This is a genomic window from Xanthomonas sp. D-36-1 (assembly GCF_017746155.1).
In the GTDB taxonomy this organism is placed as follows: Bacteria; Pseudomonadota; Gammaproteobacteria; order Xanthomonadales; family Xanthomonadaceae; genus Xanthomonas; species Xanthomonas cissicola.
In genome coordinates this window covers 1-14,496 of the sequence record NZ_JAGHWR010000121.1, presented here as the reverse complement: position 1 = coordinate 14,496, position 14,496 = coordinate 1, and the positions used below count along the sequence as shown (strand labels likewise).

Annotated in this window: 14 protein-coding genes, 2 pseudogenes and 1 riboswitch; of the genes and pseudogenes, 12 read left to right on the top strand and 4 right to left on the bottom strand. The window is 65.6% G+C overall.

The features are described from left to right. Window positions 1–77: 77 nt before the first annotated feature. Window positions 78–368 (bottom strand): annotated as a pseudogene (locus J7367_RS21760) (winged helix-turn-helix domain-containing protein); the annotation flags it as partial. A 126-nt stretch (window positions 369–494) separates the two neighbouring features. Here J7367_RS21760 and J7367_RS21755 point away from each other — a divergent pair. Then, window positions 495–1,286, top strand: a complete 792-nt coding sequence (locus J7367_RS21755; RefSeq protein ID WP_057663163.1) for a PhzF family phenazine biosynthesis protein — start codon at window positions 495–497, stop codon at window positions 1,284–1,286. Further along, complete coding sequence (locus tag J7367_RS21750) at window positions 1,283–2,194, top strand: DMT family transporter (protein WP_057663160.1); 912 nt, start codon at window positions 1,283–1,285, stop codon at window positions 2,192–2,194. The genes J7367_RS21755 and J7367_RS21750 overlap by 4 nt, the downstream gene beginning before the upstream one ends. A gap of 35 nt (window positions 2,195–2,229) precedes the next feature. Here J7367_RS21750 and J7367_RS21745 read toward each other — a convergent pair whose 3' ends face one another. Further along, entirely contained in the window at window positions 2,230–2,568 is a 339-nt protein-coding gene (locus J7367_RS21745; RefSeq protein ID WP_007968646.1) for a hypothetical protein, read from the bottom strand. A gap of 194 nt (window positions 2,569–2,762) precedes the next feature. Beyond that, a complete protein-coding gene (gene ettA, locus J7367_RS21740; protein ID WP_057663155.1) occupies window positions 2,763–4,424 on the bottom strand; it encodes an energy-dependent translational throttle protein EttA in 1,662 nt (553 codons plus the stop codon). Window positions 4,425–4,648: 224 nt separating this feature from the next. Here ettA and J7367_RS21735 point away from each other — a divergent pair, with 224 nt between their 5' ends. The 5 genes from J7367_RS21735 to ribD all read left to right on the top strand — a co-directional run bounded on the left by J7367_RS21735 (window position 4,649) and on the right by ribD (window position 8,813). Next, window positions 4,649–5,146 carry an RcnB family protein gene (locus tag J7367_RS21735; RefSeq protein WP_057663152.1) on the top strand — a complete coding sequence of 166 codons (498 nt, stop codon included), beginning with the start codon at window positions 4,649–4,651 and terminating at the stop codon, window positions 5,144–5,146. A 198-nt stretch (window positions 5,147–5,344) separates the two neighbouring features. Then, window positions 5,345–6,598, top strand: coding sequence for a serine hydroxymethyltransferase (gene glyA / locus J7367_RS21730; protein ID WP_007974096.1), 1,254 nt, complete (start codon window positions 5,345–5,347; stop codon window positions 6,596–6,598). Window positions 6,599–6,700: 102 nt separating this feature from the next. Then, on the top strand, window positions 6,701–7,225 hold the full coding sequence (gene nrdR / locus J7367_RS21725) for a transcriptional regulator NrdR (protein ID WP_003490311.1): 525 nt from the start codon (window positions 6,701–6,703) through the stop codon (window positions 7,223–7,225). Then, window positions 7,222–7,707, top strand: a complete 486-nt coding sequence (locus J7367_RS21720; protein ID WP_057663149.1) for a GNAT family N-acetyltransferase — start codon at window positions 7,222–7,224, stop codon at window positions 7,705–7,707. The genes nrdR and J7367_RS21720 overlap by 4 nt, the downstream gene beginning before the upstream one ends. Next, on the top strand, window positions 7,704–8,813 hold the full coding sequence (ribD, locus tag J7367_RS21715; RefSeq protein WP_057663147.1) for a bifunctional diaminohydroxyphosphoribosylaminopyrimidine deaminase/5-amino-6-(5-phosphoribosylamino)uracil reductase RibD: 1,110 nt from the start codon (window positions 7,704–7,706) through the stop codon (window positions 8,811–8,813). The genes J7367_RS21720 and ribD overlap by 4 nt, the downstream gene beginning before the upstream one ends. Window positions 8,814–8,902: 89 nt before the next feature. Here the strand turns inward: ribD and J7367_RS21710 are convergent. Beyond that, window positions 8,903–9,526, bottom strand: a pseudogene (locus J7367_RS21710) (hypothetical protein). 218 nt (window positions 9,527–9,744) lie between these two features. Beyond that, a riboswitch (FMN riboswitch) is annotated at window positions 9,745–9,923 on the top strand. A 168-nt stretch (window positions 9,924–10,091) separates the two neighbouring features. On the opposite strand from J7367_RS21710, the gene J7367_RS21705 reads away from it, so the two are divergent. From J7367_RS21705 to thiL, 5 genes are all read left to right on the top strand, one after another. Next, window positions 10,092–10,694 (top strand): riboflavin synthase, encoded by a 603-nt coding sequence (locus tag J7367_RS21705; RefSeq protein WP_007968659.1) that lies wholly within the window; start codon window positions 10,092–10,094, stop codon window positions 10,692–10,694. After that, complete coding sequence (gene ribB, locus J7367_RS21700) at window positions 10,691–11,830, top strand: 3,4-dihydroxy-2-butanone-4-phosphate synthase (RefSeq protein ID WP_022558288.1); 1,140 nt, start codon at window positions 10,691–10,693, stop codon at window positions 11,828–11,830. The genes J7367_RS21705 and ribB overlap by 4 nt, the downstream gene beginning before the upstream one ends. Window positions 11,831–12,169: 339 nt before the next feature. Next, window positions 12,170–12,634: a 6,7-dimethyl-8-ribityllumazine synthase gene (gene ribH / locus J7367_RS21695; RefSeq protein WP_003490334.1), complete on the top strand. Its 465-nt coding sequence runs from the start codon at window positions 12,170–12,172 to the stop codon at window positions 12,632–12,634. Further along, a complete protein-coding gene (nusB, locus tag J7367_RS21690; protein ID WP_007968663.1) occupies window positions 12,631–13,101 on the top strand; it encodes a transcription antitermination factor NusB in 471 nt (156 codons plus the stop codon). Before ribH ends, nusB begins: the two co-directional genes overlap by 4 nt. Before the next feature lie 221 nt (window positions 13,102–13,322). Continuing rightward, window positions 13,323–14,297 (top strand): thiamine-phosphate kinase, encoded by a 975-nt coding sequence (gene thiL, locus J7367_RS21685; RefSeq protein WP_057663144.1) that lies wholly within the window; start codon window positions 13,323–13,325, stop codon window positions 14,295–14,297. Window positions 14,298–14,496: the final 199 nt, after the last annotated feature.

Below are 14,496 nucleotides of genomic sequence, written 5' to 3'. Positions count from 1 at the left end.
ATTCCGAAGTTCCAAAAGCCACTCTTCGGAACGACGCCACCTTCCGCCCTGTCAGGTCTCGTTGTTCAGACCTTCCCTAGCACGCGCTGCAATGCCGGATGATCGACCATGCCAGGCGTGCGTCGACGCGGCGCAGCTAGCGCGGCAGGCGATGCAACGGCCGTGGCGCGCACGAAGTAGCCCGCGCGCGGCCGCGCCTGTACGCGTCCTTCGCGCTCGAGTTGCAGACACGCCTGCACCGCCGTGGCCGCGCTGATGCCGTGATTGGCGGCCAACTGCCGGATCGAGGGCAGGCGCTCGCCGGCGCGCAACGTGCCACGCTCGATCTGCTCGCGCAGCCGCATGGCGAGCGATTCGTACAAGAGCATTGAAGGCGCCTCATCTGTACTGGTTGATTTGTAGCGTATCTGAATCTGTACTGGTCAGGGGCAGCGCTGCACACTGCTGCTGTGCCGGCCCGCGTGTTGGCGTTCCCGTTGTGTGCGAGGCCGGTCATGCCGCTTTCCGTGTTCGTCATCGATGCGTTCACCACGCTCCGCTTCAAGGGCAATCCGGCTGCGGTGGTGCCGCTGCAGGCCTGGTTGCCGGATCCGCTGATGCAGGCCATCGCCAGCGAAAACAACCTGTCGGAGACGGCATTCTTTGTACGCGATGCCGATGGCGTGTTCGCGATCCGCTGGTTCTCGCCGCTGAAGGAGGTCGGCTTCTGCGGTCACGCGACGCTGGCCAGCGCGTTCGTGATCGCCACCCAGCAACTCGCACCGTTCCCGCTGCGTTTGCGTGCGGCCGCGGTCGGCGAACTGGGTGTGGAACGGCTCGCCGACGGCAGCTTCGAGATGCGCTTTCCGAAGCAGGCGCCGGCCTTGGTGGCAGCGGTACCGCAGGCCCTGCTCGATGCCTTGTCGATCGCGCCGCAGACGGTCTACGCCAACCGGCAGGCGTACATCGCGGTGTACGCGGACGAGCGCCAGGTGCGCGCGGTGGTGCCGGATCTGACGCGCATGCTGGCGTTGGCGCCACGGGATGTTGCGGTGACCGCGCCCGGCAGCGGCCACGATTTCGTATCGCGTTATTTCTGGCCGGCCAATGGCGGCGCCGAAGATCCAGTGACCGGCTCCATCCATGCGGCATTGGCGCCGTTGTGGGCGCAGACCCTGGGCAAAGCGCAGCTGACCGCGCTGCAAGCTTCAACGCGTGGCGGCGAGCTTGGCTGCCGGGTCGAAGGGCCGCATGTCTATGTGCGCGGCAGCGCAGTGCAATACCTGCATGGGACGATCGCGTTGTGAGCGCGGCCGTCGCCGTGGCTACCAGCGCAGCGCGCCGTGCCGTCTGGCAATTGCTGGTGGCCGAAGTGCTGATCGGCTCGGTCGGTGTGTTCGTGCATGAAAGCCGCCAGGACCCAGTCACCGCCGTGTTCTATCGCTGCCTGTTCGGTGCGCTGTTTCTCACCGTGTGCGGTGTGTTCGGCGGCCAGTTGCGGGGTCTGTGGCAGGAGCGCGCATTGCTGCGCGATGCGACCATCAGCGGAGTATTGCTGGTGCTCAACTGGGTGGCATTGTTCGCCGGCATGGCGCGCTCGTCGATCGGCGTGGCGACGATGGACTATCACGTGTTCCCGTTCGTCATGCTCATCCTGGCGGCGGTCTTACAGGGCGAGCGTACGTGGCGCGCGGATCTGGGCTGGACGCTGCTGGCATTCGTCGGGGTGGCGTGCTCCGCCGATCCGGCGCGGCTGTGGCAGGCGGTCGATCGCGGCTATCTGCTCGGCATCGCCCTGACCCTGCTGGCAGCCTTGCTGTGCGGCGCATCGCTGCTGATGTCGCGTCGCATCAGCCGCGAGCGCCCGCTGGCGGTCGTGACCGTGCAGTGCTGGGTCGGCACGCTGCTGTTGGCCGGCTTCTCCAGCAGTGCGGCGCTGCATCCAGGGCTGCATTGGGTCTGGCTGGTCGGGTTGGGCGTGATCCACAGCGGCGTGGTGTACGTGCTGTTCTATTCGTCGTATCGCCATCTGCACGTGGCCACGATCGCCGTGTTGGCGTTTGTGTACCCGTTGGTCACGCTGCTGCTGGATTACCTGCTCTACGGCCACGCCTTGGTGCCGCTGCAGTGGCTGGGCCTGACGCTGATCGTGGTCGGCACGCTGGCGGTGAATCTGAAATGGCGATGGCCACGCCGCGCAGGGACGACGGCGTAACCAGCCTGCCACGCAGGGCGCGTGGCGATGCAGCTTCAGCGAACGTCGCGCATTTGCCAGTGCGAGCCTGCCAGTGCCTGCATGCGCTGCTTGAAAAGCTCCCCCGGGAGACTGGTGGTGGCGACCAGGTCGATGTGCAGGTCGTGCTGCTTGCCGGTGACCGTGGCGGCCGGGTCGGTAATGCCAAGGCTGGGGTCCACCTCGTCCGGGTCAGCCTGCAGTTGGCGCCAACGATCGAACCAGGCCGGGTCGCGCAGCGCCGCCTGCAATTGCTCGGCAAAGGCTTCGGCGCCATTGGCGGTGAAGCTCACCGACGGCGCGCTGCCACGGGCGAGCTTGGGATCGGGCAGGCTGATCGAATAGCTGACAGGCATGTGCAAGGCTCAGATGGATGACGCCGGCACGGTAGTGCAGCGCAAGTGAGCATGCCGTCGACGCGCGAACGGGCGACTGCACAGGCGCAGGTGGACGGCGATAGCAGCCATCAGCTAACAGCCAAGCACCCGTCCGCTGACGTCGCAGAAAAAAAGGCGCCTTTCGGCGCCCTTTTTTCTCCTCCGACGACGACTTACTTCAACGCCTTGAAGCGCAGGCGCTTGGGGCCGGCGTCGTCGCCCATGCGGCGGCGCTTGTCTTCTTCATACTCGCGATAGTTGCCCTGGAAGAACTCCACGTGCGAATCGCCTTCGAAGGCGAGGATGTGGGTGGCGATGCGGTCCAGGAACCAGCGGTCATGCGAGATCACGAAGGTGTTGCCAGGGAATTCCAGCAACGCATCTTCCAGCGCACGCAGGGTTTCGATGTCCAGGTCGTTTGACGGTTCGTCGAGCAGCAGTACGTTGCCGCCCTGCAGCAGGGTCTTGGCCATGTGCAGACGACCGCGCTCACCACCGGACAGCGAACCGACCATCTTCTGCTGGTCCTGGCCCTTGAAGTTGAAGCGGCCGATGTAGGCGCGCGACTGGATCTCGATGCCGTTGATGTTGAGGATGTCCAGGCCGCCAGCGATTTCCTGGAATACATTGTGGTTGCCTTCCAGCGCGTCGCGGCTCTGGTCCACGTACGACAGCTGCACGGTCGGTCCGACCACGATCTCGCCGGAGTCCGGCTTTTCTTGGCCGGTAATCATCTTGAACAGGGTCGACTTGCCGGCACCGTTGGGGCCGATGATGCCGACGATGGCGCCCGGCGGCACGATCATCGACAGGTTGTCGATCAACAGGCGGTCGCCGAACTTCTTGGACACGTTCTTGAACTCCATCACCGCGTTGCCCAGGCGTTCGCCCGGCGGGATGAAGATCTCGTTGGTTTCGTTGCGCTTCTGGTAATCGACCGATTGCAGCTCTTCCAGGCGGGCCAGACGTGCCTTGCCCTTGGTGCGGCCGCCCTTGGCGTTCTGGCGCGACCATTCCAGTTCCTTCTGGATCGCCTTCTGGCGGGACTTCTCCTGGTTGTCTTCGTGCTTGAGGCGCTCGTCCTTCTGGGTCAGCCAGTCGGTGTAGTTGCCCTTCCACGGAATGCCGCGGCCGCGGTCCAGTTCCAGAATCCACTCGGCGGCGTTGTCCAGGAAGTAGCGATCATGCGTCACCGCCACCACGGTGCCGGTGTAGCGCGCCAGAAACTGCTCCAGCCATTCCACCGACTCGGCGTCCAGGTGGTTGGTGGGTTCGTCGAGCAGCAGCATGTCCGGCTTTTGCAGCAGCAGCCGGCACAGCGCCACGCGACGCTTTTCGCCACCGGAGAGCTTGCCGACGATGGCGTCCCACGGCGGCAGGCGCAGCGCATCGGCGGCCACGTCCAGCTGGTTTTCCAGGGTGTGCGCATCGCCGGCGGCCAGGATCGCTTCCAGGCGTTCCTGTTCCTTGGCCAGCGCGTCGAAATCGGCGCCTTCCTCGGCATAGGCCAGATACACCGCATCCAGCGCGGCCTGGGCCTGCAGCACGTCGCCCACGCCTTCTTCCACCGCCTCGCGCACGGTGTGCTCGGGATTGAGCTGCGGTTCTTGCGCCAGGTAGCCGACCTTGATGCCCGGCTGCGGGCGTGCCTCGCCTTCGAAGTCGGTGTCCACGCCGGCCATGATCTTCAGTACTGTGGACTTGCCCGCGCCGTTCAGGCCCAGCAGGCCGATCTTGGCGCCCGGGAAGAAGCTCAGCGAGATGTCCTTGATGATCTGCCGCTTGGGTGGGACCACCTTGCTGACGCGGTTCATGGTGTAGATGTATTGCGACATGGGGGCTCCGTGGACGCAGGCAGCCCGCCGGCCGAGGCCGGAGGCAGCGGAAAAGGGGTTGCGCCAATTATACGGGCAAGTGGCTTGGGTCGCGGCAGCGCCCCTGCAGTTAAACGGCACCTTACTTTCGACCTGAATAGGCTTTTTCGTAATCGATTCCAGCAAGAATGCGTTAAGGCGGTCCGCCCCTTAATGAAATTACGACACCGCGAACAGGAACTGTCATGAACCGCAAACGCATCGTTACCGTTGTGCTTTCCTCCATCCTGGCGCTGGGTGCCTTCGCACCTGCTGCGTTCGCCGGGGATTGGGACCGCGACCACGATCGCCGCGGCTTTGATCGCCACCATGGCCCCGACCATCGAAGGGACTGGCGCGACGCCCGCCGTGACGACCGTCGCGAGTGGCGCCAGGACCGCCCCTACTACAGCAATGACTATCGCGAGGGCTACCGCGATGCCCGCTACCAGGACCGCCGCTACGACCGCAATCGTGTCTATGTCTACGACCGCCCCGCGTACTACCGCGCCGGCCCGCCGCCGCGTCCGTACTGGGCCCGTGGTCAGCGCTACCACGGTCCGGTCTATGTGGTGAACGATTACGACCGCTACGACCTGCGCCGCCCGCCGTACGGCTACCGCTGGCAGCGCGACGACCGCGGCAATCTGCTGTTGGTGGCTATCGCCACCGGCATCATTGCCGACCTGGTGCTCAACAACTAACTCGGCGCGGCCACCGGTTCATTCCCGGCCGCGACCGGCCGTCGGGGCAGTCATCACGCAAAGGCGCATCTTCGGGTGCGCCTTTGTCATGTGCGCGGTATGGGTGCACGGGCCGTGCTGGCGGCGCGGTTGGTCACCCGTGCGGCAGGGGCTTACAATCGGCGACCCTACTGGCCAACAGCTGCCCCGGAGCTTCGAATGTTCTCGCGCGATGTCCGACTGGAAACCTACGACCCCGAACTGGCCAAGGCCATCGCTGCTGAAGCCGGCCGCCAGGAGGATCACGTCGAGCTGATCGCCAGCGAAAACTACTGCAGCCCGCTGGTGATGGAAGCGCAGGGCAGCCAGCTGACCAACAAGTACGCCGAAGGCTATCCGGGCAAGCGCTACTACGGCGGCTGCGAGTTCGTGGACATTGCCGAACAACTGGCGATCGAGCGCATCAAGCAGGTATTTGGCGCCGATTACGCGAACGTCCAGCCGCACAGCGGTTCGCAGGCCAATCAGGCGGTGTATCTGGCACTGCTGCAGCCGGGCGACACCATCCTGGGCATGAGCCTGGCGCATGGCGGCCACCTGACCCACGGCGCAAAGGTCAACGTCTCCGGCAAGCTGTTCAACGCGGTGCAGTATGGCGTCAACGAGCAGGGCCTGATCGATTACGACGAGGTGCAGCGTCTTGCGACCGAGCACAAGCCGAAGATGGTGGTGGCCGGTTTCTCTGCCTATTCGCAGAAGATCGACTGGGCCCGCTTCCGCGCCATCGCCGACAGCGTCGGTGCCTACCTGTTCGTGGACATGGCTCACATCGCCGGCCTGGTCGCCGCCGGGGTGTATCCCAGCCCGATGGAACACGCGCACGTGGTCACCTCGACCACGCACAAGACGCTGCGTGGCCCGCGTGGCGGCATCATCGTGGCCAAGGGCGCCAGCGAAGAGCTGCAGAAAAAGCTGCAGTCGATCGTGTTCCCCGGCATCCAGGGCGGCCCGCTGATGCATGTCATCGCGGCCAAGGCGGTGGCGTTCAAGGAGGCGCTGGAACCGGCGTTCAAGACCTATCAGCAACAAGTGGTCAAGAACGCCCAGGCGATGGCCAATACGCTGATCGCGCGCGGCTACAAGATCGTCTCCGGCGGCACCGAGAACCATCTGATGCTGGTGGACATGATCGGTCGCGATGTCTCCGGCAAGGACGCCGAAGCTGCGCTTGGCAAGGCGCACATCACCGTCAACAAGAATTCAGTCCCCAACGACCCGCGCTCGCCGTTCGTCACCTCCGGTCTGCGCCTGGGCACCCCGGCGATCACCACGCGCGGTTACCAGGAACAGGACAGCATCGATCTGGCCAACTGGATCGCGGACGTGCTCGACGCGCCAACCGACGACGCCGTGCTGGCGAAGGTGCGTGATGCGGTGACTGCGCAGTGCAAGCGCTATCCGGTGTATGGCTAAGGTGCCGGGATTGGTGATTCGGGATTCGGGATGCGCTAACGGCGCGTCCTTGCTTGTGCTATTGCCAATCCCCAATCCCCAATCCCAAATCCCGGACGTCTGATGCATTGCCCCTTCTGCCAGCACAACGACACCCGCGTGATCGATTCGCGGGTGTCCGAAGACGGCACGACGATCCGTCGGCGTCGCGAGTGCGAGGCGTGCGGCGAGCGATTCAGTACGTTGGAAACGATCGAGCTCAAGCTGCCCACCGTGGTCAAGAGCGATGGTGGGCGCGAGGCGTTCGATGCACGCAAGCTGCGCACCAGCTTCGACCGCGCGCTGCAAAAGCGGCCGGTGGCCGAAGAGCAGATCGAAGCGGCGGTGCGTGCGGTGGTGCACCAGCTACGCATGTCCGGCGAGCGCGAAGTGGGTTCGCTGCGGGTAGGCGAATACGTGATGGTGGAGCTGCGCAAGCTCGATCATGTCGGCTATGTGCGCTTTGCCTCGGTGTATCGCAGTTTTCAGGACGTGGCCGACTTCCGCGAGGAAATCGAAAAGCTCGAACGCGAACTGCCGGTCGGCAGCGAACAACTGCCGCTGCTGGAAGCGGCATTGGAACGCGCCGGCAAACCCGGCAAGCGATGAGCGCGGTGCGCATCGCCTGCGTTGCGCAAACGCCGCAGTACCTGCCTGCGATTGCGCAGGCGCATCTACAGGCCTTTGGCGCGCTGTTGCCGGAGTGGAACATCGATGAGGCGCTGAGCGAGTTGCGCAGCCATGCGCGCGATGGGGTCATTCCGACGACCTGGGTGGCGCTGGATCAGACGCAGTGGCTGGGCTCGGTGAGCCTGCTCGAAAACGATGATGCACGCATTCGGCAATGGTCGCCTTGGTTGGCGTCGTTGTATGTGCAGCCGCAAGCGCGCGGGCAGGGCATCGGCGAGGCGTTGGTGGCGCACTGTGTGCAGGCCGCCGCGCAGCTGGGCGTGTCGCTGCTCTACCTGTATTGCCAGCCGGGATTGGCGCCGTTCTACCAGCGCCTGGGATGGCAGACACATACCGAGTTCCTGCTGGGCCCGATGCAGATCGTGGTGATGCGCATTGCGCCGGGAGTGGTGACGCAATGAGTAAGGCCGCAACGATCGGCAGTGCCGACGACCATCGCTGGATGGCGCAGGCGTTGCGTCTGGCCGAGCGCGGCGCCTACACCACCCGCCCCAATCCGATGGTGGGCTGCGTGATCGTGCGCGATGGCGTCTGCGTGGGCGAGGGCTTTCATCAACGTGCCGGCGGCCCGCATGCCGAAGTCTTCGCGCTGCGTGCAGCGGGTGAGTTGGCGCGCGGTGCCACCGCGTATGTAACGCTGGAGCCGTGCGCGCATTACGGACGCACGCCGCCGTGTGCGCTGGCCTTGATCGAGGCAGGCGTGATGCGTGTGGTCGCGGCGATGGCCGACCCGTTTCCGCAGGTCAATGGCGGCGGTTTCGCGTTGCTGCGCGAGGCCGGGATCGATGTGCTGAGCGGCGTGATGCAGGCGCAGGCGCGCACGCTCAACCGGGGATTTCTGTCGCGGGTGGAGCGTGGGCGGCCGTGGTTGCGGGTCAAACTTGGCGCCAGCCTGGACGGACGTACCGCGCTGGCCAGCGGCGAATCCAAATGGATCACCAGTGCCGATGCGCGTGCAGATGTGCAGCGCTGGCGCGCACGTGCGGGCGCGATCCTGACCGGTGCAGGTACGGTGATGGCCGACGACCCATCCATGACGGTGCGGATGGGCGAGGACTCGCCGGTCGTGCCGCCGTTGCGCGTGGTGCTCGATGCCGGGCTGCGGACGCTGGCGTGCAGGAACATTCGTCAGGGCGATGCGCCGACGCTGTATCTGCATGGCGAGGATGTGTCCGCACCTTCGCTGGACGATGCGCAGTTCCTTGCGATGCCGTTGCATGCTGGACGTTTCGATCTGGCCGCGGTGCTGGCGCTGCTGGCCGAGCGCGGCATCAACGAAGTCCACGTGGAAGGCGGCGCCACGCTGAGTGGTGCGCTGCTGCAGGCCGGGCTTGTGGACGAACTGCTGGTCTACATGGCCCCGGTGTTGCTGGGCGACAGCGCCAAGCCCTTGCTCGCTGGCCTTGGCATCGAAACGATGGCGCAGCGTGCGGCGCTGCAGCTGCTGGATGTGCGCCAGCTGGGTCAGGATCTGCGTCTGCGCTATGCGCCGGTTGTTGCCGGGTGAGCGCTGCATGGCGCGCGCTGCGCGGCCGTGCCGTTGCGCGCATGAAAAAAGGCCCCGCATGCGGGGCCTTTTTTCATGCGCGACGCCGATCAGAAGCTCGCGCGCACGCCGACCTTGTACTGGTTGGCGTTGTCGACGAACTGCGCTTCGGCGACCAGGCCCCAGGTGCGGGTGAAGTTGACCTGGCCACCCAGGGTGCCGACAAACTCACCCTTGTCCACGTCGCTACCGTCGATGTAGCCGGCCTTGATCCAGGCTTCGGTGCGCGGCGAAGGCTTGCCGCGCAGGCCCAGGTTGGCGAAGCCCAGGTTGCTCGAATCCGACGCATCGTCGACCGAACGGCCGCGCAGGCGCAGGTCGGATTCGACCTTGGCGCGCAACACGCTGATGTCGGCGGTGAACTCGACGCGCTCGGTCATTTCCTGGCGGTACCCGATACCCAGCGTGGCCTGCTGCAGCGTGCCCTCGAGCACGAAGCCGCCACCGAGGGTGTAATCCTTGTTGGCGCGCTAATAGCTGGCCAACAGGTAGACCGGCTGGGCAATCTGCCAGGAACCGCGCATGTAGCCGCCGTCGATATCGTCCGAATCGCCATTGACGCTGATTTCGGTACGGTTCCAGCCGCCTTCGACGTAGGTGTAGCTCAGGCCTTCCGCAGACGCGGCAAACGGTGCGGCAGCCAGCAGGGCAGCCAGGATCAGGGTATTACGCATTGGATGTCTCTCTCCGAATTGATGTCCGTGTCTCCACCCCGTTGCGAGGTGGAAAGAACGACGTCTCCCGTCGCGGCGCGTAAATTAACAGATCCTTCACAATCCTGGCTATGGGGGATTTCCCGACATGACGCAGTGTCCTGTCAGACGTCGCCCACACTCGGCCATCGCGCCGATGTGCCCTGTTAAACTTTGCGCGCCGGTTCGCCGGTACTCACGAACGTCTTCAGGGCGGGGTGCGATTCCCCACCGGCGGTAGGCATGCGCAAGCATGCGAGCCCGCGAGCGCTTGCACTCCAGGGTTGAGCGGACTAACGCCAAACTCCTGCTGCGCAAGGTCAGCAGATCCGGTCCGATGCCGGAGCCGACGGTATAGTCCGGATGAAAGAAGACGGCCACCGCGCAGCCTTGCGGCTGCGCGCGCGCCTGTTTGCTTTGCCTTGCGGCGTTTTTCGCTCAACTCCTGCGAGAAACGACTAATGTCCATGCACCACCTGCCGCGCTGCGCCGCGGCCTTCCAGCGCTCCACCACGGCAGCCTTGCTGCTGCAAGCGGGGGCACGCTGATGTTCACCGGCATCATCGAAGGCGTCGGCCAGCTGGCCGCGCGACAGCCGCAGGGCGGCGATGTGCGTTTCACCTTCGCCACCGGCACGCTGCCGTTCGACTCTGTCCAGTTGGGCGAAAGCATCGCGGTCAATGGCGTGTGCCTGACCGTGATCGCATTCGACGCGGCCAGTTTTCAGGCCGATGCCTCGACCGAGACGCTGTCGCTGACCACCCTGGGCGCGTTGCCGGAGGGCGCATTGCTCAATCTGGAACGCGCGATGCGACCCACCGATCGGCTTGGCGGGCACCTGGTCAGCGGGCATGTGGATGGCCTGGGCCAGGTGCAGTCGATCCATGACGATGCGCGTGCGCAGCGCTGGCGGTTTGCCGCGCCGGCGTCGGTGTTGCGCTATGTGGCCAAGAAGGGCTCGATTTGCGTGGACGGCGTGAGCCTCACCGTCAATGACGTAGACCAAGACGGCTTCGAGGTCGCGTTGATTCCGCACACCGTGGCCCACACCGCGTTTGCGCAGACTGCGGTCGGTGCGGCGGTGAACCTGGAAATCGATCTGGTGGCGCGCTATGTGGAACGCCTGCTCGGCACGCGGGGGGCAGCATGAATTTCGCACCCGTTCCGGAACTGATCGAAGAACTGCGCGCCGGACGCATGGTGGTCATCGTCGATGACGAAGACCGCGAAAACGAAGGCGATCTGATCATGGCCGCCGAGTTGGTGAAGCCGTCGGACATCAACTTCATGGTTACCCACGCGCGCGGGCTGGTGTGCCTGTCGCTGACCCGCGAGCGCTGCGCGCAGCTGGGTCTGGCGCCGATGGTGCGCAACAACACCGCGCAGTTCCAGACCAACTTCACTGTCAGCATCGAAGCGGCCGAAGGGGTGACCACCGGCATTTCGGCCTACGACCGCGCACACACCGTGCGCACCGCAGTCCGTCCGGATGCGCGGCCACAGGATTTGAGCCAGCCCGGGCATATCTTCCCGTTGATCTCCCAGCCCGGTGGCGTGCTGACCCGCGCCGGCCACACCGAAGCGGCCAGCGATCTGCCGATGCTGGCCGGGCTGGAACCGGCCGGTGTGCTGGTGGAAGTGCTCAACCCGGACGGCAGCATGGCGCGTCGCCCGCAGCTGGAAGTGTTCGCGCGCGAGCATGGGCTGAAGATGGGCTCGATCGCCGACCTGATCGCATATCGGCTTGCCAACGAGCACACCGTCGAGCGCGTGGACGAACGCGAGATCACCACCGAATTCGGTCCGTTCAAGCTGGTGACCTACCGCGACCGCATCGCGCACGACCTGCACTTTGCGCTGTTGCGCGGTCGCGCCGATCCGCAGACGCCGACGCTGGTGCGCGTACAGGTGGAAAACCCATTGGCCGACCTGCTGCACTGGCAACGCGATGACTTCGGCGTGGCAGCCACCGACGCCTTGCGCGCGATCGCCGCCGAGGGGCAGGGCGTGATGGTGGTGCTGTCGGCGCCACGCGACAGCGAATCGCTGCTGGCACGGCTGCGCCAGCAGCCCGAAGCCGCCGCCAATGCCAAGGACGTGAGTCAGTGGCGGCGCAACGGCGCCGGTGCGCAGATCCTGGCCGACCTCGGCCTGGGCAAGTTGCGCGTGCTGGGTACCCCCCGGCGCCAGGTGGGGTTGGCCGGATTCGGGCTGGAGGTGGTCGAGTATTTGGAGTGCCACGCCGGTGAAGGCGCGCGCGCGGTGCCGCCGTCTGCCGTTCCCTGAGATGGTTGCGAGCGGTTGCCGCAATCACTTGGCCGGTCGCGGTGGTCTCGACTGTTGCGTTGCTGACGGGGCGCAGCCGTCAGCAACGCGGTGCGTGTGCCGGCAACGCAGTGGCCTGGTGTCGGCTACCAATCGGGCCATGGCCTGCGCCGGCTGGCTGCGCAGGCGCAAGAGCCAGGTGGCGCTGGGCGATGTCCTCAATAACTTCGGCCAATGGCCATGGCCTGTGTTGTTGACGCGCATGGCCGGGTCTGCTTTGGCCGACCCGCCTCACACGCGTCGGCCAGGCCTGGGCCCGGCAGCTGTTAAACTTCCCGCCCCCTCGAGTTGCCGACCCGCATGACCCACTACGAAGGCGATCTTCGCCCCACCACCGCGCGCTTTGCGATCATCGCCAGCCGCTGGAATGCCCGTATCACCGACGTGCTGGTTGCCGGCGCGCGCCAGAGCCTGGCCGGCAACGGCATCGGCGAAGACGCCATCGACGTGATCCGCGTGCCGGGCGCCTGGGAGATCCCGATCGCCGCCAATCGCGTGGCGCAGTCCGGTCAGCACGGCGCGATCATCGCGCTGGGCTGCGTGATTCGTGGCGATACACGCCATTACGAGCACGTGGCCGACCTGTGTGCCGAAGGCCTGATGAGCGTGCAGCTGCAGACCGGCGTGCCGGTGCTCAATGGCGTGCTGGCGGTCGAGCGCGTGGAAGATGCCGAAGCCCGTGCTGGCGGTAGCCACGGCAATAAGGGCGAGGAATGCGCGCTTGCAGCGCTGGAACTGGTGAATTTGATGGAGTTGCTGCCATGAGCAAGCCCGGTGGGCATTCGCGCCACGGCCGTCGCGACGGTATCGACCCGGTGCTGCGCTCGCGCGCACGTCGGCGCGCCTTGCAGGCGGTCTATGCCTGGCAGATCTCCGGCGGCTTCGCCAAGCAGGTGATCGCCCAGTTCGCGCACGAGCAGGCGCACGAAGTGGCCGATCTGGCCTACTTCGAGAACCTGGTGGAGGGCGTGCTGAGCAACCGCGCCGAGCTGGATACCGCACTGACGCCGTACCTGGATCGCAGCGTGGAAGAGGTCGATGCGATCGAACGCGCCGTGCTGCGCCTGGCCGCCTACGAATTGCTGTACCGCCAGGATGTGCCGTACCGCGTGGTGATCAACGAAGCGATCGAAACCGCCAAGCGCTTCGGCTCCGAGCACGGCCACACCTATGTCAACGGGGTGCTGGACCGCGCCGCGGTGGAGTGGCGCAAGGTGGAGTCGGGCGCCTGAAGCGCCGAGATTGGGCATTCGTGATTCGGGATTTGCAGAGATTGACGGTCCTGCCGATGCGCGGTGCAACCGTCCGCACTTGAGCGACTCGACCGTTGGGTGAGCGGCCATGCCCGCGCTGCATATCGTTCGATGGTGCAGCTAGTCAGCCATCCTGCCGCATCTTGCAAAGCCCGCTGCTACGAATCCCGAATGCCCAATCCCCAATTCCAGCCCTTCAAATGCCCGAATTCGATCTAATTGCCCGTCTGCGTGCGCGCATTGCAGCGCGTGCCGACGTGCCGTTGGGCATTGGCGACGATGCAGCATTGCTGCAGCCGCCGGCCGGCGAGCAGTTGGCGATCACCGCCGATACGCTCAATGCCGGCGTGCATTTTCCGCACGAGACGCGCGCTGACGATCTGGGCTGGAAGACGCTGGCTGTCAATCTCTCCGATCTGGCGGCGATGGGCGCGCAACCGCGTTGGTGCACCTTGTCGTTGTCGTTGCCGCACGACGATGCGGCATGGGTGGATGGGTTTGCCGATGGCTTCTTCGCGCTGGCTGATGCGCACGAGATCGTGCTGGTCGGTGGCGACACCACGCGCGGGCCGTTGTCGTGCGCGGTGACTGCGATCGGCAGCCTGCCGCCGGGCGCAGCATTGCGGCGCGATGGTGCACGCGTTGGCGATGACGTGTGGGTGACCGGTACGCCGGGTGAAGCGGCCGCCGCGTTGGCGTTGTGGCAGGCCGGCCAGCTGGATGTGACCTGCGCGGCTACCGACCCATTGCACGAGCGCTGGCGCGGCCGCCTGCTGCGTCCGCAGCCCCGTGTACAGGCGGGGCTGCGCCTGCGCGGGCTTGCGCATGCGTGCGTTGACATTTCCGACGGGCTGCTGGCCGATCTGGGACATCTATGCGAACGCAGCGGCGTGGGTGCGCGCCTAGTGCTTGCGGCCTTACCGGCGATGCCGCGCAGTGCCGGAATCGACGTGGTGCAGTGCCTTGGTTGGCAACTCGGCGGTGGCGACGATTACGAGTTGTGTTTCACCGCCGCGCCGCAGCATCGCGATGCCGTGGCGCAGGCAATGGAATTTGCAAAGGTGGCGGCAACCCGCATCGGCCAGATTGTCGCCGCGCCGGGTGTGGTGGTGCACGACGCCGAAGGCAATCCCTGGCAACCACCGCAGCGCGGGTACCAGCATTTCGTCGGCTGAGGCGTGGGGTTGGAGCGTGCGGTGGATGTGGACGGTGCCGGTGCGCTGCGCTGAGACGATGCTGCTGCGCTGATCGCTGGGTGCCTTAGTGGAGGCGGCGGTGGCGCCTTCTGCGAAGTTGGGTGGAGCGCATTGGGGAACGACGGGTCCTGCCAGCGCCCTCATCCGCCCTTCGGGCACCTTCTCCCGCAAGCGGGAG